Source organism: Pigmentiphaga kullae (genome assembly GCF_004216695.1).
GTDB lineage: Bacteria > Pseudomonadota > Gammaproteobacteria > Burkholderiales > Burkholderiaceae_B > Pigmentiphaga > Pigmentiphaga kullae.
In genome coordinates this window covers 452,250-472,292 of sequence record NZ_SGXC01000003.1, presented here as the reverse complement: position 1 = coordinate 472,292, position 20,043 = coordinate 452,250, and the positions used below count along the sequence as shown (strand labels likewise).

At 69.1% G+C, this 20,043-nt stretch carries 21 protein-coding genes; 11 read left to right on the top strand and 10 right to left on the bottom strand.

Features of this window, described 5'->3' with window-relative positions; all coding sequences use genetic code 11:
* Nucleotides 1-6: 6 nt before the first annotated feature.
* Nucleotides 7-468: a GatB/YqeY domain-containing protein gene (locus tag EV675_RS25005; protein WP_130361087.1), complete on the bottom strand. Its 462-nt coding sequence runs from the start codon at nucleotides 466-468 to the stop codon at nucleotides 7-9.
* 168 nt (nucleotides 469-636) lie between these two features.
* A complete protein-coding gene (gene rpsU / locus EV675_RS25000; protein WP_087782307.1) occupies nucleotides 637-849 on the bottom strand; it encodes a 30S ribosomal protein S21 in 213 nt (70 codons plus the stop codon).
* 147 nt (nucleotides 850-996) lie between these two features.
* Here rpsU and tsaD point away from each other — a divergent pair, with 147 nt between their 5' ends.
* Nucleotides 997-2,016, top strand: coding sequence for a tRNA (adenosine(37)-N6)-threonylcarbamoyltransferase complex transferase subunit TsaD (gene tsaD / locus EV675_RS24995; protein WP_130361085.1), 1,020 nt, complete (start codon nucleotides 997-999; stop codon nucleotides 2,014-2,016).
* 108 nt (nucleotides 2,017-2,124) lie between these two features.
* On the opposite strand, the gene plsY is transcribed toward tsaD, so the two are convergent.
* The 4 genes from plsY to EV675_RS24975 all read right to left on the bottom strand — a co-directional run bounded on the left by plsY (nucleotide 2,125) and on the right by EV675_RS24975 (nucleotide 5,046).
* Nucleotides 2,125-2,757, bottom strand: a complete 633-nt coding sequence (gene plsY, locus EV675_RS24990; RefSeq protein WP_130361083.1) for a glycerol-3-phosphate 1-O-acyltransferase PlsY — start codon at nucleotides 2,755-2,757, stop codon at nucleotides 2,125-2,127.
* A gap of 126 nt (nucleotides 2,758-2,883) precedes the next feature.
* The gene (ybaK, locus tag EV675_RS24985; RefSeq protein WP_130361081.1) at nucleotides 2,884-3,369 is read right to left on the bottom strand and encodes a Cys-tRNA(Pro) deacylase; all 486 of its coding nucleotides are present in this window, start codon (nucleotides 3,367-3,369) and stop codon (nucleotides 2,884-2,886) included.
* A gap of 19 nt (nucleotides 3,370-3,388) precedes the next feature.
* Nucleotides 3,389-4,333 (bottom strand): site-specific tyrosine recombinase XerD, encoded by a 945-nt coding sequence (gene xerD / locus EV675_RS24980; RefSeq protein ID WP_130361079.1) that lies wholly within the window; start codon nucleotides 4,331-4,333, stop codon nucleotides 3,389-3,391.
* Nucleotides 4,330-5,046, bottom strand: coding sequence for a TetR/AcrR family transcriptional regulator (locus EV675_RS24975; RefSeq protein ID WP_165404764.1), 717 nt, complete (start codon nucleotides 5,044-5,046; stop codon nucleotides 4,330-4,332). Before EV675_RS24975 ends, xerD begins: the two co-directional genes overlap by 4 nt.
* A 91-nt stretch (nucleotides 5,047-5,137) precedes the next feature.
* Here EV675_RS24975 and EV675_RS24970 point away from each other — a divergent pair, with 91 nt between their 5' ends.
* A complete protein-coding gene (locus EV675_RS24970; protein WP_207222045.1) occupies nucleotides 5,138-5,617 on the top strand; it encodes a DUF2214 family protein in 480 nt (159 codons plus the stop codon).
* A gap of 351 nt (nucleotides 5,618-5,968) precedes the next feature.
* Here the strand turns inward: EV675_RS24970 and EV675_RS24965 are convergent, their stop codons facing one another.
* Together EV675_RS24965 and queG are read right to left on the bottom strand one after the other, a co-directional pair.
* Nucleotides 5,969-6,958: a tripartite tricarboxylate transporter substrate binding protein BugE gene (locus EV675_RS24965; protein ID WP_130361073.1), complete on the bottom strand. Its 990-nt coding sequence runs from the start codon at nucleotides 6,956-6,958 to the stop codon at nucleotides 5,969-5,971.
* A gap of 169 nt (nucleotides 6,959-7,127) precedes the next feature.
* Nucleotides 7,128-8,243 (bottom strand): tRNA epoxyqueuosine(34) reductase QueG, encoded by a 1,116-nt coding sequence (gene queG / locus EV675_RS24960; protein WP_130361071.1) that lies wholly within the window; start codon nucleotides 8,241-8,243, stop codon nucleotides 7,128-7,130.
* 22 nt (nucleotides 8,244-8,265) lie between these two features.
* Between queG and tsaE the strand changes: the two genes are divergently transcribed.
* Together tsaE and EV675_RS24950 are read left to right on the top strand one after the other, a co-directional pair.
* Nucleotides 8,266-8,766, top strand: a complete 501-nt coding sequence (tsaE, locus tag EV675_RS24955; protein WP_242621590.1) for a tRNA (adenosine(37)-N6)-threonylcarbamoyltransferase complex ATPase subunit type 1 TsaE — start codon at nucleotides 8,266-8,268, stop codon at nucleotides 8,764-8,766.
* Nucleotides 8,730-10,163 (top strand): N-acetylmuramoyl-L-alanine amidase, encoded by a 1,434-nt coding sequence (locus tag EV675_RS24950; RefSeq protein WP_130361069.1) that lies wholly within the window; start codon nucleotides 8,730-8,732, stop codon nucleotides 10,161-10,163. The genes tsaE and EV675_RS24950 overlap by 37 nt, the downstream gene beginning before the upstream one ends.
* A 214-nt stretch (nucleotides 10,164-10,377) precedes the next feature.
* Here EV675_RS24950 and EV675_RS24945 read toward each other — a convergent pair whose 3' ends face one another.
* Nucleotides 10,378-11,028 carry a VTT domain-containing protein gene (locus EV675_RS24945; protein WP_130361067.1) on the bottom strand — a complete coding sequence of 217 codons (651 nt, stop codon included), beginning with the start codon at nucleotides 11,026-11,028 and terminating at the stop codon, nucleotides 10,378-10,380.
* Between the two features lie 123 nt (nucleotides 11,029-11,151).
* Between EV675_RS24945 and mutL the strand changes: the two genes are divergently transcribed.
* The 3 genes from mutL to hisC all read left to right on the top strand — a co-directional run bounded on the left by mutL (nucleotide 11,152) and on the right by hisC (nucleotide 15,232).
* On the top strand, nucleotides 11,152-13,065 hold the full coding sequence (mutL, locus tag EV675_RS24940; RefSeq protein ID WP_130361065.1) for a DNA mismatch repair endonuclease MutL: 1,914 nt from the start codon (nucleotides 11,152-11,154) through the stop codon (nucleotides 13,063-13,065).
* Between the two features lie 13 nt (nucleotides 13,066-13,078).
* Entirely contained in the window at nucleotides 13,079-14,053 is a 975-nt protein-coding gene (gene miaA, locus EV675_RS24935) for a tRNA (adenosine(37)-N6)-dimethylallyltransferase MiaA (protein WP_130361063.1), read from the top strand.
* A gap of 114 nt (nucleotides 14,054-14,167) precedes the next feature.
* Nucleotides 14,168-15,232, top strand: a complete 1,065-nt coding sequence (gene hisC, locus EV675_RS24930; RefSeq protein WP_130361061.1) for a histidinol-phosphate transaminase — start codon at nucleotides 14,168-14,170, stop codon at nucleotides 15,230-15,232.
* Nucleotides 15,233-15,418: 186 nt separating this feature from the next.
* On the opposite strand, the gene purM is transcribed toward hisC, so the two are convergent.
* Entirely contained in the window at nucleotides 15,419-16,468 is a 1,050-nt protein-coding gene (purM, locus tag EV675_RS24925; RefSeq protein ID WP_130361059.1) for a phosphoribosylformylglycinamidine cyclo-ligase, read from the bottom strand.
* A gap of 247 nt (nucleotides 16,469-16,715) precedes the next feature.
* Here purM and hda point away from each other — a divergent pair, with 247 nt between their 5' ends.
* The 4 genes from hda to folK are packed head-to-tail and all read left to right on the top strand — an operon-like array spanning nucleotide 16,716 to nucleotide 20,012.
* Nucleotides 16,716-17,438: a DnaA regulatory inactivator Hda gene (hda, locus tag EV675_RS24920; protein WP_130361057.1), complete on the top strand. Its 723-nt coding sequence runs from the start codon at nucleotides 16,716-16,718 to the stop codon at nucleotides 17,436-17,438.
* Nucleotides 17,435-18,127 (top strand): HAD family hydrolase, encoded by a 693-nt coding sequence (locus EV675_RS24915; protein WP_130361055.1) that lies wholly within the window; start codon nucleotides 17,435-17,437, stop codon nucleotides 18,125-18,127. The genes hda and EV675_RS24915 overlap by 4 nt, the downstream gene beginning before the upstream one ends.
* A complete protein-coding gene (pcnB, locus tag EV675_RS24910; RefSeq protein ID WP_130361053.1) occupies nucleotides 18,124-19,527 on the top strand; it encodes a polynucleotide adenylyltransferase PcnB in 1,404 nt (467 codons plus the stop codon). Before EV675_RS24915 ends, pcnB begins: the two co-directional genes overlap by 4 nt.
* A complete protein-coding gene (folK, locus tag EV675_RS24905; protein ID WP_130361051.1) occupies nucleotides 19,524-20,012 on the top strand; it encodes a 2-amino-4-hydroxy-6-hydroxymethyldihydropteridine diphosphokinase in 489 nt (162 codons plus the stop codon). Before pcnB ends, folK begins: the two co-directional genes overlap by 4 nt.
* Nucleotides 20,013-20,043 lie beyond the last annotated feature (31 nt).

The window sequence follows — 20,043 nt, the reverse complement described above, 5'->3', positions numbered from 1 at the left end:
GCCGCTTCAACCCAGGCGGGCCTTGATCAGCTTGGACACTTCGGCCATGTCCGCGCGGCCGGCCAGCCTGGGCTTGACCAGCCCCATCACCTTGCCCATGGCGGCGCCGCCGGTGACGCCCTGTGCCGAGACCTCGGCCACGGCGGCCGCGACGACAGCCTCGACCTCTTCCTGGGGAGCTGCCTGCGGCAGGAATTCCTGCAGGATCGCCATTTCCGCGCGCTCCTGATCGGCCGACTCGGTCCGGCCAGCCTGCTCGAACGAAGCGATCGACTCGCGGCGCTGCTTCACCTGCTTCTCGACGATGGCGACGATGTCGGCATCCGCCAGCTCGCGACGCTCGTCGACTTCCTTTTGCTTGACCGCGGCCGACAGCAGCCGCAGGGTCCCGAGACGCTCGGTCGCCTTGGCGCGCATCGCGCTCTTGATTTCATCGGACAGGCGGGCTTTGAGGGTATCTGCGCTCATGGAGGGATTCCGCGGTAAGAGAGAAGCCGGGCGCCACGGTGGGCACAAGCCAGGACAGAGAATAACGGCAAAAACGCCAAAAGCCGCCCGGCTAGTGCCGTAGCGGCTCTGACAACAACTTTGCGAAACTACCGGAAAGCTTACGTCGCGCCAAGGGCGCGGCAGCAATCAGTACAGGCGCTTGGGCAGCTGCTGGCTGCGGATGCGCTTGTAGTGGCGCTTGACTGCGGCGGCATGCTTGCGCTTGCGCTCGGCCGTGGGCTTTTCGTAAAACTCGCGCGAGCGCAGTTCGGTCAGCAAGCCAGTCTTTTCAATGGTGCGCTTGAAACGACGCAGGGCGACCTCAAACGGCTCATTTTCTTTAACGCGAATTGTCGGCATGTAACGATTGCCTCGGGGTTGCTAGGGGTTGATCAAGCCTGCCAATATAGCAGATCCTTTTCCATATTGCCAACCCTTCCGCAGCCTCGGTGCTACACTGCCGCTAGGGTTAACTCTGATCATAATCGCGCCCGCGCGCATTTTTCAATGATTGTCCTCGGCTTCGAAAGCTCCTGCGACGAAACCGGCGTCGCCGTCGTCAGCGCCGAACGCGGCCTGCTCGCCCACGCCCTGTACTCGCAGGTCGAGATGCACCAGGCCTACGGCGGCGTGGTGCCGGAGCTGGCCTCCCGCGATCACGTGCGGCGGGTGCTGCCGCTGACGCAGCAGGCCCTGAACGGCGCCGGCCTGACCCTGGACGACGTGGATGCCGTCACCTACACCGCCGGACCGGGCCTGGCCGGCGCCCTGCTGGTGGGCGCCAGCGTGGCGCAAGCCATCGCCTGGGCCCGCGACCTGCCCTCCATCGCCATCCATCACCTTGAAGGGCACCTGCTGTCGCCGCTGCTGGCGACGCCCCGGCCCGAGTTTCCCTTCGTCGCCTTGCTGGTCTCCGGCGGCCACACCCAGCTCATGCGGGTGGACGGCGTGGGCCGCTACGAACTGCTGGGCGAGACCCTGGACGACGCCGCCGGCGAGGCCTTCGACAAGACCGCCAAGCTGCTGGGCCTGGGCTATCCCGGCGGACCGGCGCTGTCCCGGCTGGCCGAATCCGGCCGCGCCGACCGCTTCGACCTGCCCCGCCCGAAACTGCACAGCCCCGACCTGGATTTCAGCTTCAGCGGCCTGAAGACCGCCGTGCTGACCCGCATGAAAACCCTGGACGCCGACGACGCGCAGGCCCGCGCCGATCTGGCGGCGGCCACGCAGGATGCCATCGTCTCGGTGCTGGTCGCCAAGGCCGCCAAGGCCCTCGAGGCCACCGGCCTGAAGCGCCTGGTCGTCGCCGGCGGCGTGGGCGCCAACCGCCTGCTGCGCGAACGCCTGGCCACCCACCTCGCGCGCCTGCGCGCCCAGGCCTACTTCCCGCCGCTGGAACTGTGCACCGACAACGGCGCCATGATCGCCTTCGCCGGCGCCCTGCGCCTGCAAGCCGGCCTGGCCAACCCCAGCGAGCGCCACATGGGCTTCACGGTCCAACCCCGGTGGCCACTAGACGCTGCCTAGCGGGCAGCCACGAAGCACCGCCCCCTACCCAAGATAACGGTACTAGACCCAGGATGCGGTGGATCCGGCTCCGCCGGTCCACCCGCATCGCCCCCTGGGGGGCCCGCGTCAGCGGGTAGGGGGGGGACTCTTCTTCCCGAGCTTGCTTTCCTTGCCGGCCATCAGCTTGGAGATATTCTGCCGATGGCGGTAGAGCAGCATCAGCGCCATCAGACCGATGGCGGTGCCGATGCGGGAATCGGCGGTCCAGGCCACGCCGTGGCCGAACACGTAGTAGATGGGCGCGAAAATGGCCGCGACGATGGCGGCCAGCGACGAATAGCGGAAGAACAGCGCCACGATCAGCCAGGTCGCCAGCGTGGCCACGCCCAGCCAGGGTTGCAGGCCCAGCAGCACGCCCAGCGCGGTCGCCACGCCCTTGCCGCCCTTGAACCGGAAGAACACCGGGTACAGGTGGCCCAGGAATACCGCCAGCGCCACCACCGCGATCGTGGTTTCGCCAAAGCCCAGCCGATACGCATAGACCTGGGCCAGCCACACCGCCACCCAGCCCTTGAAGGCATCGCCGACCAGCGTCAGGATCGCGGCGGCCTTGCTGCCCGAGCGCAGCACGTTGGTGGCGCCCGGATTCCCGGAACCGTAGCTGCGCGGATCGTCGAGCCCCATCACCCGGCTCACGACCACGGCGAACGAGATGGAACCGATCAGATAGGCGATGACGGCGGCGGCGACGGTGATCATGAATGGGAAACCCTTGGGCCTATGTGGCCACGTCACGGTGACGATGGCATGACAGGCGGCGATTCTACCGGTTGGACAAGACACTGTCCTGCTGCAAGCGCACGAAAGCCGCCGCGGCCCGGCTCGTCACAACGCGGCGGCCACCGGCACGGCCTTCAACAGGCGAACGAGTTCCTTGGGGTCGATGCCGACGAGGTAGCCTCGGCGGCCGCCGTTGATGAGGATGCGCGGCATGTCGAGCACGCTGCCCTCCACGTACACCGGCATGGCCTTGCGGGTCCCGAAGGGCGAGGTGCCGCCCACCTGGTAGCCCGAATGCCGCTGGGCCACCTCGGGTTTGCAGGGCGCCACCTTCTTGGCGCCGATCTGCCGAGCCAGGTTCTTGGTCGACACTTCCTTGTCCCCGTGCATCAGGATGACCAGCGGCCGGGCGGCCTCGTCCTCCATGATCAGGGTCTTGACCACGGCATGCTCGTCCTCGCCCAGTTGACGCGCCGATTCCGAGGTGCCGCCGTGCTCGACGTAGTCGTAGGCATGTTCGGTGAAGGCGACGCCATGCCTGCGCAGGAATTGCGTGGCGGGGGTTTCCGAAACGTGTCTGGCTTTGCTCATGATGAGATGAAGGGCGGCCTCAGCCTCGCGGGTGGTGCCGCGCGTGCAGCAGTTTAAGGCGCTCGCGCGCGATGTGCGTATAGATCTGCGTGGTGGAGATGTCGGCATGCCCCAGCAGCATCTGCACCACTCTCAGGTCGGCGCCATGATTGAGCAGGTGCGTGGCGAAGGCGTGCCGCAGCACGTGCGGCGACAGGGCCGCGCGTATGCCGGCCCGCAGCGCGTACTTCTTGACGATGAGCCAGAAGCTCTGCCGGGTCATGGCGGTGGCGCGGGCGGTCACGAACAGCGCGTCGCTGACCTTGCCTCCCAGCAGCGCGGGACGCGACGCTTCCAGGTAGCGCGTGATCCAGTGCGCGGCCTCCGCGCCCAGCGGCACGAGCCTGTCCTTGCCTCCCTTGCCCATGACCACGCGCACCACGCCCTCGTTCAAGCCGACGTCCAGGGACTTCAGGTCGACGAGTTCGGATACGCGCAGGCCCGTGGCGTAAAGCGTTTCCAGCATGGCGCGGTCGCGCAGCCCCAGATCGGTGTCGAGATCCGGCGCGCCCAGCAGGGCCTCGACCTGGGCCTCGGACAGCGTCTTGGGCAGGCGGGGCGGCTGCTTGGCGGCACGCAGCGTCAGGCAGGGATCGGCCTGCACGCGATGCAGGCGCAGTGCCCATTGGAAATAGCGGCGCAGCGTTGCCAGCCGCCGGTTGGCCGTGGTGGCCTTGCTCTGGTGATGGACCGCCGCGAACCACGCCTCGATGTCATGCGCCTGGGCGCGGTCCAGGGCCGAGGCGCGCTTCTCTTTCAGCCAGGCGTCGAAGGCCGACAAGTCCTGGCGATAGGCGCGCAGGGTGTTGTCGGACAGCCCGTCCTCCAGCCACATGGCTTCGAGGAAGGTCGCGACGCCGGGATCATCGCCCGGCCGCACCACGCCCCGCCTGGACCTGGTCCGGCCGTCCCGCGCGGCGTTCATGCCGCGCGCCCCCGGCCGCGCCGCCGCGGGCCGGCGCCGGGCGGCGCGAGCAGGGCCACCTCCAGGACCGCCAGCACCTCGTCGCCGGTCCGGGAAGCGAACGCGGGCACCGACTGCCGGCCGCGCCAGCCGTCCAGCCGGCCTTCGAGCAGCAGGGTCGCGAACCCATGGACCGCCGACCAGGCCAGCAACAGCCGGCGCTCGAAGTCCTGGCCCTGCCCGTCCAGCCCTCGTTCGGCCAGCGCGCCGGCCAGCGTGGTGGACAGGTGCCCGGCGGCCTCGCTGCCCGCCTGTTCCAGTCCGGCATCTCCCGGCGACAGGCGGTCGTAGCGGAACATCAGCTGGAACTGGGCGCGATGGCCGATGGCGAAATCGATATAGGCCAGCCCCACGGCCCGCAACTGGGCCTGCGGCGAAGCGGCCGCCTTGTCGCGATAGGCCTGCATCATGGCCGACAACTGCCGGAAGCCCGCGGCGGCGAACGCCGTCAGCAAGCCGGTGGCGTCGCCGAAGTGATGCGCGGGCGCCGCATGGGAGACCCCGGCTCGGCGCGCGCATTCGCGCAGCGTGAAGCCTTCGAGGCCGCGCTCGTCAAGCAGGGATTGCGCCGCGTCGAGCAACGCCTGGCGCAGGTCGCCATGGTGATAGGAGCCCGTCTGGCGGGCAACGGTGCGACGGGGGCGCTTGCCGCCCGGGGGAAGATCAGCTCGCATGCCCCATCTTCGCAAAGAAATCTTTACGCCGTCAAATTGACGGATGGCATGCCGGGATTTTTTCTTGACAGTGTAAACATCGAACGTTATCGTGGCACTTTCCAATCTAGACAGCGTCAAGACCATGATCGCCGATTTCATTCTCGCGTGGATGCACCACCTCTGCTTCCTGGGCATGGCCGCGGCACTGGCCATGCAATGGACGCTCCTGGGCCCGTCGCGCCCCGCCATTCCCCTGGCCCTGCTGGGCAAGACCGACGCCTGGTACGGCAGCCTGGCCATGCTGATTCTGGCCATCGGCGCAGCCCGCGTCGCCTGGGGCCCCAAGGGCGCGGCCTTCTACCTGGACAACCCCGTCTTCTGGGCCAAGATCGCGGTCTTCCTGGCCGTGGGCGCCATCTCGGCCCTGCCCACCATCAACTACCTGCGCTGGCGCCAGCAAGCCCGCCACAACGCGGACTTCCAGCCAGCCGCCGACGACGTGAACAAGGTCCGCAAGGCCATCCGCCTCCAATTCCTGGGCTGGCTCGCCCTCCCCATCCTGGCCGCCGCCATGGCTCGGGGGGTTTAGCCCCCCCCCTACGCGCTTCGCGCGCCCGGCATGGTGAGCCCCCAGCCGCTACGCGGCAGCCCCCCGAGGGGGCGGGGACCCGCCTTGGGGCGGCCCGGCGCCGGGTCCCCAGGGGGGCGGCACCTATAACCATACAAACCGGATCCGCTATGCCCTGGGTCTGGGACGACCGCGAATACGGGAACGGCCTTGCATCATCAGATACAAGGCCGTTCTCATTTGTGCTGACAAGAGGCAAGAACGCCTGTCCTCCGCCAGCCTGTTGGTACCCCAGGATGCGGTGGATCCGGCTTTGCCGGTCCACCCGCATCGCCCCCTGGGGGGCGCGCGTCAGCGCGTAGGGGGGATCTTCTACTCCAGTTTGATGTTCTGCTTCTTCACCACGTCCTTCGCCTTGTTCAGTTCCTTCTCGATCTCGGTGCGGAACTCGGCGGGCGTATTGCCGACGGCGGCGGCGCCCTGCTTGGCCAGGGTGTCCTTCACCTGCGGATCGGACAGCACCTTCACCGCGGCGTCGCGCAGCTTGTTGATGATGTCGTTGGGCGTACCGGCGGGCGCCAGCAGGCCATACCAGGCCGGATCGTTCATCAGCGGCAGGCCCAGCTCCTTGAACGTGGGCACGTCGGGCAGGCCGTCCACCCGCTTGTCCCACGCGACCGCCAGCGCCTTGAGCTTGCCGGCCTGGATGTTGGGCATGGACGAAGGCAGGTTGTCGAACAGCATCTGCACCTGGCCACCGACCACGTCGGCGATGGCCGGCCCCGAACCGCGATAGGGAATGTGGACGATCTTGGCGCCCGTACCCAGTTGGAAAAGTTCACCCAGGAAGTGGTTGATGCTGCAAGTGCCCGAGGTGGCGAACGAGAACTTGCCGGGTTCTTTCTTGGCCAGTTCCAGGAAGGACTTGAAGTCGTTGGCCGGGACCTTGGGGTTGACGGCCAGCACGTTGGCCGTATGGGCGAAGTTGGTGACCGGCTGGAAGTCCTTGAGCGGGTCGTAGCCCAGCTTGGGGTTGCACGCGGGGTTGATGGCCATCGTCGAGACGGTGGCGATGCTCAGGGTGTAGCCGTCCGGCGCGGCGCGCGCGGCTTCGCCGGCGCCGATGGCCCCGCCGCCGCCGCCGCGGTTCTCGATCACGAAGGGCTGGCCCAGTTCGCGGCCCATGCGCTCGCCCACGAGCCGGGCGATGATGTCGGTCGAGCCGCCGGGCGCAAACGGCACGATGACGCGTACGGGTTTGTTGGGATAGGACGACTGGGCGGCGGCCGTGCCGGGCACGGCGAGCATGGTGGCGGAAACGGTCAGCCCCGCCAGCGAAGCGGCGATTCTTGCTGCTTTCATGCGTACTCCTCTTGTGGATGGTCCTTCACGGAATCGGCCCGTGCCGCAACGATGCGAAGGCGTCTGCGCGCCGGTCTCGATGCTGCGCGTTTCTAGTGCTGTCTTGACCTCATGGGCTCAAGTGGGCCTGGCCAAAAGAATAGCAAACAGGTTTGACACGCTGTGCATGTCACACCTCTCGTTTTCCCCGACTCTGGCGCTCCAGCGCCCAGCGCACGTGCTCCCGGACCAGTTCGGCGGGATGGTCGGCCCGCGCGCGCAGCGCGGCGCGCGCTTCGTCCGAGGGCGGCGCGTTGCCCAGCGCCACCGCCAGGTTCCTCAGCCACCGCTCGTAGCCGATGCGGCGGATCGCGCTGCCCTGGGTACGCTCGTCGAAATCCCGCTCGCTCCAGGCGAACAGGTCGAGCAGCGACGCCGCGTCCAGCCCGTGGCGCGGCGCGAAATCCCCCTCGGCGCTGGCGCGCGCGTACTTGTTCCAGGGGCAGGCAGTCTGGCAGTCGTCGCAGCCGTATACGCGCGTGCCGATGGCCGGCCGCAGCGCCTCGGGTATGCTGCCCTTGAGTTCGATGGTCAGGTAGGAGATGCAGCGCCGGGCGTCCACCACGTAGGGCGCCACGATGGCGCCGGTCGGACAGGCGTCGATGCAGCGGCGGCACTGCCCGCAATGCGGTGTCTCCAGGCTGTCGGCCGGCAGCGGCAGGTCGGTCAGGATCTCGCCCAGGAAGAACCAGCTCCCGTCGCGCGACAGCAACAACGTATGCTTGCCGCGCCAGCCCAGTCCGGCCTTGCGCGCCAGCTCCACTTCCATGACCGGGGCCGAATCGGTGAAGACGCGGTAGCCGAAGGGGCCGGCATGCTCGGCGATGCGGTCCGCCAGCCGCTGCAGGCGCTGGCGCAGGACCTTGTGGTAGTCCCGGCCCAGGGCATAGGCGGCCACGACCGCCCGGTCGCCCGCCTCCAGGGCCTGGCGCTGGCGCGCCGCCAGCGCGGGCCCGTCCAGCGGAGCGTAGTCCATGCGCACCATGATGGCTGAGCGGGCCCCCGAGACCAATTGGGCCGGGTCCTGCCGTAGCGGCAGGTGGCGCTCCATATAATCCATCTCGCCATGCATGCCCTCGGCCACCCAGGCGGCCAGCCGCTGGCCCGCCTCGTCCAGGTCGAGGTCGGCGAATCCCACCGCGGAAAAACCCAGCTCCCGGCCCCAGCCGCGTATGGTCTCGGCCAGCGCGGCCAGGTCGGGGCCGTCCTGGGTGGAAACGGGGGCAAACGGGGGCGACGCTGACATACTGTCATGGTAGCCCATGCCCATGAACCCTGCCCTTCATCCCGCCATGCCCGACTCCCGCCACGCCCATCTGCCCGACGAATCCGCCACCGAGGCCCTGGCCGCCCGGATGGCTCCGCTGGTCGCCAGCGGGGGCCGCATCCACCTCCACGGCGACCTCGGCGCCGGCAAAACCAGCTTCGCCCGGGCACTGTTGCGTGGAGTCGGCGTTACAGGTCGAATCAAAAGTCCGACGTTCACGCTAGTTGAACCTTACAAAGTTTCGAACTTATACTGCTATCACTTTGATTTTTATCGTTTTACCGATCCACGCGAGTGGCTCGACGCCGGATTCCGGGACGCCCTGCGCGATGACGCCCTCGTGCTCATCGAATGGGCGGAACGCGCAGGCGGTGCGCTTCCGGTCCCGGACCTGGACATCGCGCTGTCTTATGAAGGCGCAGGACGCGGGGTGACGCTGGACGCCCACACCGCAAAAGGGCAGGCATGGCTGAACACACTTTTTCCCGACGCGACGGTCTAGAACCCGATCCCGACCTTCCGGCCGGCACACCGGCCCTGTCCTACGCCCAGGCCCAGGGGGTGCTCGCGCCCCGCGGCATCTCCCGCCGCCGGCTGGTGGCCGGCCTGGCTGCCACCCTGGTGGTACCCCTGATCCCGACGGCAACCCGGGCCGCCGAACTGGTCGCGGTGCGCCTGTGGCCCGCCCCGGACTACACCCGGCTCACGCTGGAGCTGGACGCCGAACTCAAGACCGAGCATTTCGTGCTGGACAATCCGGACCGCGTGGTCCTGGATATCGAAGGCGTGGAAATGAATGCCGCGCTACGCGACCTGGTGTCCAAGGTCCGGCCGGACGACCCCTACATCGCCAGCGTGCGCGTCGGACAGAACCGTCCCAACGTGGTGCGGCTGGTGCTGGACCTGAAGCAGGAAACCATCCCCCAGGTCTTCAGCCTCAAGCCCGTGGGCGAATACAAACACCGCCTGGTGCTCGACCTGTATCCCAAGGCGGCCCAGGACCCGCTGCTCGCGCTGGCGAACAAGGGCGGCGACGACCCCATGGCGCAGATCCTGGAGAACCTGCAGTCCGAGCGCGACGCCATCCCGGCGCCCGGCACCGGCGCAGGCGCCAACGGCGCGCCCATTCCGGAAGCGGCGCCCCAGGCGCCATCCATCCGGCGCCGGTCCGATCCGGCTCCGCAGGTCGCGCGCATGATCACCGTGGCGCTGGATCCCGGCCATGGCGGCGAGGATCCGGGCGCCATCGGCCGGGGCGGCACGCGGGAAAAGGATGTCGTGCTGCGCATCGCGCGCGGTCTCAAGGCCATGATCGACCAGCAGCCCAACATGCGCGCCATGCTGACCCGCGACGGCGACTACTTCGTGCCGCTGCACGTACGGGTGGCGAAAGCGCGGCGGGTGCAGGCCGACCTGTTCGTGTCGGTGCATGCCGACGCCTGGATCAAGCCGGATGCGCGCGGTTCGTCGGTGTTCGCGCTGTCCGAGAGCGGGGCCAGCAGCAGCGCGGCGCGCTGGCTGGCGGCCAAGGAAAACGCCTCCGACCTGATCGGTGGCGTCAACATCGGTTCGCACGACAAGCAGATCGCCCGGGTGCTGCTGGACCTGTCGACCACGGCCCAGATCAACGATTCGCTCAAGCTCGGCCGCGCGGTGCTGGACGAACTGTCCAACATCAACCGCCTGCACAAGCCGCGGGTCGAGCAGGCCGGCTTCGCGGTGCTGAAGGCTCCCGACATCCCGTCCATCCTGGTCGAGACCGCCTTCATCAGCAACCCGGAAGAGGAAAAGCGCCTGTCGGACGTGTCCTACCAGAGCAGCATGGCGACCGCCATCATGCAGGGCATCCAGCGCTATTTCGCGAAGAACCCGCCGCTGTCGAAGAACAAACTGACGTAGGGGTCCCCCCCTACGCGCTTCGCGCGCCCCCCAGGGGGCGATGCGAGTGGACCGGCGGAGCCGGATCCACCGCATCCTGAGTCTAGTGGGGTTGTCTTGGTGCGGAGCACCGCATGCTTGCCTTGATCCTGGGCGCCGCGGATCCGGCTTTGCCGGTCCGCCAGCGCCGCCCCCTTGAGGGGGCGCCCGAAGGGCGTAGGGGGTGGGCTTCCCCTCAGCGCGTAGGGGGGGGCGACTTCAACCCGCCTATCAACTTCCATAGGCCGCCCAGTACGACCGGGACGATGGCGGCGGCCAGGCCTATCAGGACGATGGTGTTCAGGTGTTCGCGCACCAGGGGCAGGTTGCCGAAGAAGTAGCCGGCCAGGACGAGCAGCAACACCCACAGCAGCGCGCCGATGATGTTGAAGAACTGGAAGCGGGCGACGGTCATGTAGCCGACGCCGGCGACGAAGGGGGCGAAGGTCCGGACCACGGGCAGGAAGCGGGCAATGATCAGGGTCTTGCCGCCGTGTTTCTCGTAGAAGGCGTGGGTCTTGATCAGGGCCGCGCGGTCCAGGAAGCGGATGTTCTGCGAGAAGACGCGGGGGCCGATGTAACGGCCCACGTAGTAGTTGACGGTGTTGCCCGAGACCGCCGCGATCAGCAGCAGCACGATCAGCAGCCCGGGGTGCATGCTGCCGGTGGCGGCGAAGGCGCCGGCGATGAACAGCAGCGAATCGCCCGGCAGGAAGGGCAGAACGACCAGGCCGGTCTCGGCGAAGACGATCAGGAACAGGATGAGGTAGATCCAGGCGCCATATTGCGCGACCCATACGCCCAGGGTCTGGTCGATATGGATCAACATCTGCAGGAATTCGAGCATGGGAAGCCGGAGATAGGGGACGAGGAAAAAGGCGAGCGGGCACTATAGCCGACGCAGGCGTTTCCGCGCATGTCAAAGCATGACAGGATCCCCGCGCCCGGGAGGGGCCACTATAATCCGGCCATGTCCGAACGTCGCCCCATCGCCCAGCTTCCCGACCTCCTGATCAGCCAGATCGCGGCGGGTGAAGTCATCGAGCGCCCTGCCTCGGTCCTCAAGGAATTGATGGAGAACGCCATCGACGCCGGCGCGCGCGCGGTCGACGTGCGGCTCGAGGGCGGCGGCATCCGGCGGATCGCCGTCAGCGACGACGGCGGCGGCATTCCTCCCGACGAACTGCCGCTGGCCGTCGCCCGCCACGCCACCAGCAAGATCCGCTCGCTGAACGAACTCGAATCGGTGGCCTCGATGGGGTTCCGCGGCGAGGCCCTGGCTTCGATCGCCTCCGTCGCCCGGCTGACCCTGATTTCGCGCACGGCCAGCGCCGACCATGCCTGGCAATGGGAAGACGGCCAGGTCTCCCCCGCCTCCGGCCCCCCGGGCACCACGGTGGACGTGCGCCAGTTGTTCGACCTGGTGCCGGCCCGGCGCAAGTTCCTGAAATCGGAAGCCACGGAATTCGGCCATTGCGTGGAGGCCTTCCAGCGCATCGCGCTCGCGCACTGCCACATCGCCTTCCGCCTGTTCCACCACGACCGCGCCTATCAGCAGCACCTGCCCGCCGACCCGGTGCGCCGCATCCATGACGTGCTGGGCGCGGAATTCGGCCAGGGTGGCCTGCCGGTGCAGGCCGACGCCGGCGCGATCCGCCTGCACGGCGTCGTCTCGCGCCCCACCGCCTCGCGCGCCCGCGCCGACCGCCAGTACCTGTACGTCAACGGCCGCTTCGTGCGCGACCGCACGGTCAGCCACGCCATGCGCGCCTCCTATGCCGACGTGCTGCACGGCGACCGGCAGCCGGCCTACGTGCTGTTCCTGGACCTGGACCCGGCGGCGGTCGACGTCAACGTGCACCCGGCCAAGCACGAGGTGCGCTTCCGCGAAAGCGGCGCGGTGCACCGCTTCGTGACGCAGATCGTCGGCCAGACCCTGGCCCATGCCGCGGGCGCGGCGCCCGGCATGGACCCGGCCGCCGACGCGCCGCCGTCCGAGGCGGTCCTGGCGGGCGGCGTGCCGGCTCCGGGCCGCGCCGACGGCCTGGACGCCTCGCCCATGCCCTCTCCGTCCGAGCCGGGCTTCGCGCGCTCCGTGGCGCCCGCACTGGCCTCGTCCTCGCAACTGCCGTTCCGGCTGCAGGACGCCCCGCCCGCCTATCGGCCCGAACTGGGCGCGCGCATCCTGGCCCTGCACGAACCCCTGGCGCCCGCGCCCTCGCCCGCCGTCCTACCCAGCGCCGCGGGCATGGCCCAGGCCTTGGCCGGTGGCCGTCCCCGCCCGCTGCCGGACGGCACCGAACTGCCGCTCGGCATGGCGATCGCCCAGCTGCACGGCATCTACGTGCTGGCCCAGAACGCGCACGGGCTGGTCGTGATCGACATGCACGCGGCCCACGAACGCATCGTGTACGAACAGCTCAAGAACGCGCTGGACGCGCGCGAAATGCCGCGCCAGAACCTGCTGGTGCCGGTCGTGTTCCGGGCCTCGGAAAGCGACGTCGCGCTGGTCGAGGAACAGCAGGAAGCCCTGTCCGACCTCGGCTTCGAGCTGCGGCCGGCCGGGCCTGCCTCGGTCGCGGTACGCGCCGTGCCCGCGCCGCTGGCCCAGGCCGACATCGAGACCCTGGCGCGCGAAGTGCTGCGCGACTTCGCCGAGGTGGGCGCATCGCGCCTGCTGACCGAGCAGCGCAACGAACTGCTGGCGACCATGGCCTGCCATGGCGCGGTGCGCGCCAACCGCCGGCTCAACCATGACGAGATGAACGGCCTGCTGCGGCAGATGGAGGCGACCGAACGCGCCGACCAGTGCAACCACGGCCGTCCGACCTGGGTGCAGCTCAGCGTGGGCGATCTCGACCGCCTGTTCCTGCGTGGGCGCTGAGTCCGCACCGAAGATGGCCGACCGCGGCTCCCCTCCCATCCTGTGCCTGATGGGCCCCACCGCCGCCGGCAAGAGCGCGGCCACGCTGGCGCTGGCCGACCGCTGGCCGCTCGAGATCGTCAACGTCGATTCCGCCACCATCTATCGCGGCATGGACATCGGCACGGCCAAGCCCGGCCGGGAGGAACGCCGGCGCGTGCCGCAGCACCTGCTGGACATCCGCGATCCGGCCGAGAGTTTCTCGGCCGGCCAGTTCCGCGCCGAGACCCTGCGCCTGATCGCCGACATCCGCGGCCGGGGCCGCATTCCGCTGCTGGCGGGCGGCACCATGATGTATTTCAAGGCGCTGCGCGAGGGCCTGGACAACCTGCCGCAGGCGGACGCCGTCTTGCGCGCACAGTTGAACGCGCGCGCCGCCGACGTCGGCTGGCCGGCCATGCACGCCGAACTGGCGCGCCTCGATCCGGTCACCGCCGCGCGGCTCTCGCCCAACGACAGCCAGCGCATCCAGCGCGCGCTGGAGATCCACGCGCTGACAGGCCAACCCATGTCGGCCCTGTTGACCGGCCAGGCCGCGCCCGCCGACGCGGGGCTGCGCTACGTCAATCTCAGTCTGGAGCCGTCCGAGCGCGCAGGCCTGCACGCCCGCATCGAACAGCGCTTCGACGCCATGCTGGAAGCGGGCCTGGTGGACGAAGTGCGTCGCCTGCGCGCGCGCGGCGACCTGAGCCCCGACCTGCCGTCCATACGCTGCGTGGGCTACCGCCAGGCCTGGAGCTATCTGGCCGGGGAAGTCCACGGCGCCGAGATGCGCGGCCAGGCGATCGCCGCCACCCGGCAACTGGCCAAGCGCCAGATCACCTGGCTGCGCGCCCTGCCCGACCGGCTGGCGGTGGACTGCCTGGCGCCGGACAGCACGGCGCGCGTGATCGACGCGGCGGCCGCGACGCTGGACGCATCCCTGGAAGCGGCCGGCGATCCGCGCTGACGGCGCGCCCGCGCCACGCCCGGCCGGCCGCGGCGTGCGCCGGGACGCCGGCCCTGCTATGCTGGATGCGTGCGCGGTCCGTTGCCGCGCTTTGCGCTTTCGAAGACCAGATTCATGAACAGGTACTGGAGCCGCGTCGCTCAGCAACTGACGCCCTATGTCCCCGGCGAACAACCGCAGATAGACGGACTCGTCAAACTCAACACGAACGAGAACCCGTATCCGCCCTCGCCGCGTGCCCTGGAAGCCATACGCCAGGCCACCAACGAGACGCTGCGGCGCTATCCCGATCCCGACGCCAACGTGTTCAAGGCCGCGGTGGCCCGCTTCCACGGCGTGCAGGCCGACCAGGTCTTCGTCGGCAACAGTTCGGACGAGGTGCTGGCCCACGTGTTCATCGGCCTGCTCAAGCACGACCTGCCACTGCTGTTCCCGGACGTCACCTACAGCTTCTACCCGGTCTACTGCGGCCTGTACGGCATCGACTACCGCACCGTGCCGCTGGCCGACGACCTGTCCCTGCGCGTGCAGGACTACGGCCAGCCGAACGGCGGGATCATCTTCCCCAATCCCAACGCCCCCACCGGCCGCCTGCTGCCCCTGGAGGACATCGAGGCGCTGCTGAAGGCGAATCCGGATTCGGTCGTGGTGGTGGATGAAGCCTACGTCGATTTCGGCGGCACGTCGGCCGTCCCGCTGGTGGCGGCCCACCCCAACCTGCTGGTGGTGCAGACGCTGTCCAAGGCGCGCTCGCTGGCGGGCCTGCGGGTCGGCTATGCCATCGGCCAGCCGCACCTGGTCGAAGGGCTGGAACGGGTCAAGAGCAGCTTCAATTCCTATCCGCTCGACCGCCTGGCCCTGGCCGGCGCGACGGCGGCCATGGAAGACACCGCCTATTTCGACCGTACCCGCCAGGCCGTCATCGCCTCGCGCGTGCGCTTGACCGCCAGGCTGGAAGAACTGGGTTTCGAGGTGCTGCCGTCGGCCGCCAACTTCGTCTTTGCGCGCCACCCCGGCCACGATGGCGCGGCCCTGCTGCAGGCGCTGCGCGACCGCAAGGTGCTGGTGCGGCATTTCAAGCAGCCGCGCATCGACCAGTACCTGCGCATCACGGTCGGCACCGATGCCGAATGCGATGCGCTGCTGGGTGCATTGAGGGATATCCCCCCTACGCGCTGACGCGCGCCCCCCAGGGGGCCGACGGCGGTGGACCGGCAGAGCCGGATCCACCGTGTCGTGGTCTGTGTCGTCGTTCTCGGTGCGGAGCACCGCATGCTTGCTTTGATCCTGGGCGCCGCGGATCCGGCTTTGCCGGTCCGCCAGGGTCGCCCCTTGAGGGGCCCGCGTCAGCGGGTAGGGGTGGGCTTACACCACTTCGGTTTGGGCGGTGCCGGGTTGTTGGTCGACGATTTCGCCCAGGCGGTAGACGGTTTCGCCTTGGTCGCGCAGCGTTGCGGCCACGGCGTCGGCCTGGTCGGCCGAGACCACCACCACCATGCCGATGCCGCAATTGAAAACGCGGTGCATCTCGGTGTCGGCCACCTGGCCTTCGCGTTGCAGCCACGTGAACAGTTCGGGCATCTTCCACGCATCGCGGTGCAGGCGCGCGGCCAGGCCGGGGCGCAGGATGCGCGGTACGTTGTCCAGCAGGCCGCCGCCGGTGATGTGGGCCAGGCCCTTGATCTCGTGCTTGGCGATGGCCGCCAGCACCTGCTTGACGTAGATGCGCGTGGGCGCCATGACGACGTCGCGCAGCGGCTGGCCGTGGAAGTCCTGGTCCGGCGTGGCGCCGGCGCGTTCGATGATCTTGCGCACCAGCGAATAGCCGTTGGAGTGCGCGCCGCTCGAGGCCAGGCCCAGCACGGCATCACCGGGCTGGATGCGGCTGCCGTCGATGGCCTGCGACTTCTCGACCGCGCCGACGGCGAAGCCCGCCAGGTCGTATTCGCCGTCGGGATACATGCCGGGCATCTCGGCGGTTTCGCCGCCGATCAGCGCGCAGCCGGCCAGCTCGCAGCCCTTGGCGATGCCGCCGACGACCGTGGCGGCCGTGTCCACCGACAGGCGGCCGCAGGCGAAGTAGTCCAGGAAGAACAGCGGCTCGGCGCCCTGCACCAGGATGTCGTTCACGCTCATGGCCACCAGGTCGATGCCCACGGTGTCGTGCTTGTTCCACGAGAACGCCAGGCGCAGCTTGGTGCCCACGCCGTCGGTGCCCGACACCAGCACGGGCTCGCGGTACTTCTTGGGCACCTCGAACAGGGCCCCGAATCCGCCAATGCCGGCCAGCACTCCTTCGCGCATGGTGCGCTTGGCGAGGGGCTTGATGCGCTCGACCAGGGCATCGCCCGCGTCGATGTCGACGCCCGCGTCGCGGTAGGTTAGAGAGGAAGCGCTGGGTTGTTGTGCGGACATGGGATGGACCGAAAAGTGGATGGGCGCGGGCTTTCGCGGCAAAAAAACCAGCCGGGACCGCCTGAAAGCTATAATTTTACGATGATTGGTATTCCCATGCAGCGGACAGGGATTTACATCGGGTCAATTCCCGGTGGCACCCGCCGCGCCCCGCGTTCCTTTTCTGCCTGCGCAGCCTTGCCCGGCCCGACCTGTCGCCACCCAACGCCATGATCGTCCGACGCTGCGGGTCTCTTAGCCGCACCCCATGAAGCAGTTGCTACTCGACGTTCTTGCCGCGCCGGCTCCGTCCCTGGAAAACTATGTCGCGGGCCCCAATACCGAGGCCCTGGCGAGCCTGCGCGCGCTGGCGCCGGGCCGGGCCGTCTACCTCTGGGGCCCCGCCGGCTGCGGCCGCACCCACCTGCTGCGCGCCCTGTCCGACCGGCCGGGCGCGATCTACCTGGACAGCCACAGCCCCGTGTCGGCCTACCGCCGCACCGCCCAGCCCGAGGAATCCGACGTCCGCCCCGCGCTGATCGCCATCGACGACCTGCACCTGCTGGACGAACCCCGGCTGGCCTGCGTGTTCTCGCTGTACAACCGCTGGCGCGAAACCTCGGCCACCGACATCGCCCTGTCGCTGATCGTGGCCGGCGAACGCGCTCCGGGCCAGCTCGAGATCCGCGAGGACCTGCGCACCCGCCTGGGCTGGGACCTGGTCTTCCGGCTGGAAGTGCTGTCCGATGCCGAAAAGACCGACGCCCTGATCCGCCAGGCCGCCAGCCGCGGGCTGCAGCTCGCGCCCGAGGTGGTGAACTGGATTCTTACCCATTACGAGCGGGACATGCGCCAGCTGGCAGCCCTGCTCGACGCCCTGGACCGCTATTCGCTGGCGGCCAAGCGCCCGATCACGCTGCCGCTGTTGCGCGCCATGCTGGCCGAACAGCCCCAACCGTCCTCCATTCAGTCGTATTCTTCGTTGTCATGACCCCCACCCAAGCGCCGCCTGCCCGCCTCGCCCTGTTCGACCTGGACCATACCCTGCTGCCGCTCGACAGCGACTACCGGTGGGCCGATTTCCTCGCCCGCGCCGGCCACGTCGGCGACCCCGCCGCCGCCTGCGCCCGGAACGAGGAGCTGATGCGGCGCTACGACGAGGGCAAGCTGACCGCGATGGAATCGGCCGAGTTCATGCTGGGCCTGCTGGCCCGCAACACCCCCTACGACCTGGCCCGCTGGCACGAGGACTTCATGGCCGAGGTGATCCGCCCGGCCATCTCCGGGCAGGCCGTCGCACTGGTGCGCGAACACCTGGAGGCGGGCGACCTGTGCGCCATCGCCACCTCGACCAACACCTTCGTGACCGCGCCCATCGCGCGCGCCTTCGGCATTCCCGTGCTGCTGGGCACCGAGCCGGAATACACCGCCGGCCGCTACACCGGCCGCATTCAGGGCATCCCGTGCTTCCGCGAAGGCAAGGTGGTGCGCGTCAACCAGTGGCTGGCCGGCCACGGCTGGCAGTTGTCGGATTTCCGCCAGTCTTTCTTCTATAGCGACTCGATGAACGACGTCCCGCTGCTCGAAGCGGTGACCGACCCGGTCGCCGCCAACCCATCCGCCGCGCTGCGCGAACTGGCGCGCGAACGGGGCTGGCGCATCACGGACCTGTTCGCATGATCAAGAAGCTCATCAGCAAGCTGTTCACCCCCCGCGCGGCGCGCCCCATCCTGAGCGTCAAGCGGCATGCGCCCCTGCGCGTGCCCCAGGCCAAGCACGGCATCGACCGCCGGCTGGTCTCGCGCCATGCGATCAAGGTCTGCGACGTGCTGCACGAGAACGGCTTCGAGGCCTACATCGTCGGCGGCGCCGTACGCGACCTGATCGTGGGCGCCCAGCCCAAGGATTTCGACGTGGCCACCAACGCCACGCCGGAACAGATACAGCCGCTGTTCCGCCGCGCCCGCATCATCGGCCGCCGCTTCCGCCTGGTGCACGTGGTGTTCGGCCAGGAGATCATCGAGACCTCCACCTTCCGCGCCTCGGGCTCGGACGAACAGACCACCGACGAGCACGGCCGCATCCTGCGCGACAACGTCTTCGGTACGCTGGAGGAAGACGCCGCCCGGCGGGACTTCACGCTGAACGCGCTGTACTACGACCCGGCCACCGAGATCGTCATCGACTACCACGACGGCGTGGCCGACCTGAAGAAGAAGACCGTCAGCATCATCGGCGACGCCTCCAAGCGCTATCGCGAGGATCCGGTCCGCATGCTGCGCGGCATGCGCTTCGCCGCCAAGCTGGACTTCACCATCGCGCCGGCCACGCTCGCGCCCATCCGCGAGATGGCCCACCTGATCGAGAACGTGCCCGCCTCGCGGCTGTTCGACGAGATGCTGAAGATGCTGACCTGCGGCCACGCGCTGGACTGCCTGCGCCGGCTGCGCGCCGAGGGCCTGCACAAGGGCCTGTTGCCGCTGCTGGACGTGGTGCTGGAACAGCCTGGGGGCGAGCGCTTCGTGAAGCTGGCTCTGGAGCGCACCGACGTGCGCGTGCGCAGCGGCAAGTCGGTCAGCCCCAGCTTCCTGTTCGCCGCGCTGCTGTGGCAGCAGGTCAACCACCGCTGGCAGCAGTACCGCGCCGACGGCGAGCCTGCCATGCCCGCCCTGGGCATGGCCGTGGATTCCGTGCTGGACGACCAGACCGAGAAGCTCGCCATCCAGCGCCGCTTCGTGTCCGACATGCGCGAGATCTGGTTCATGCAGCCGCGCTTCGAACGGCGCCAGAGCAAGGGCGCCTGGCGCATGCTGGAACAGCCGCGCTTTCGCGCCGCCTGCGACTTCCTGCAATTGCGCGCCGCCGCCGGCGAGGTCGACAGCGCCCTGGCGCAATGGTGGATGGACCTGGCCGACGCCAGCGACGCGGCGCGTGCCGAAATGCTGGAAGACCTGGCCCGCCAGCCGCGCGCGGCCGGCGAAGCGGCGGCCCCCCGCAAGCGCCGCCGGCGCAGCGGCCGTTCGCGCCAGGGCGGCCCCGCCGAGGGCGGCCCGGAAGGCGGCACCCCGGTAGCGGGATGAACGCCCCCGGCTGGCGGATGGCCTGGGTGGGATTGGGCGCCAACCTGGGCGATCCGGCCGCCACCCTGCGCGAGGCGCTGGCCGCGCTGGCCGCCCATCCCCAGGTACGGCAGGACGCGCTCTCGCGCTTCTACCGCACCGGGCCGATCGACTCCAGCGGCCCGGACTACGTCAACGCCGTCGTGCGCGTGCGCACCACGCTGTCCCCCTTGGCGCTGCTGGACCTGCTGCAGGACATCGAACGGCGCCACGGCCGCGAACGCCCCTATCGCAACGCCCCCCGCACGCTGGACCTGGACCTGCTGGCGTACGACGGCCAGCGCCTGGACACGCCCCGGCTGACCCTGCCCCACCCCCGCATGCACCAGCGCGCCTTCGTGCTGCGCCCCCTGTCAGACATCGATCCCGGCATGACGCTGCCCCAGGGGCCGGTGGACGAACTGCTGCGCGCCTGCGCGGACCAGGCGGTGTTTCCGCTGGACTAGAGGCGGTCGTTGCGCTGGGCCAGGTCGTGTT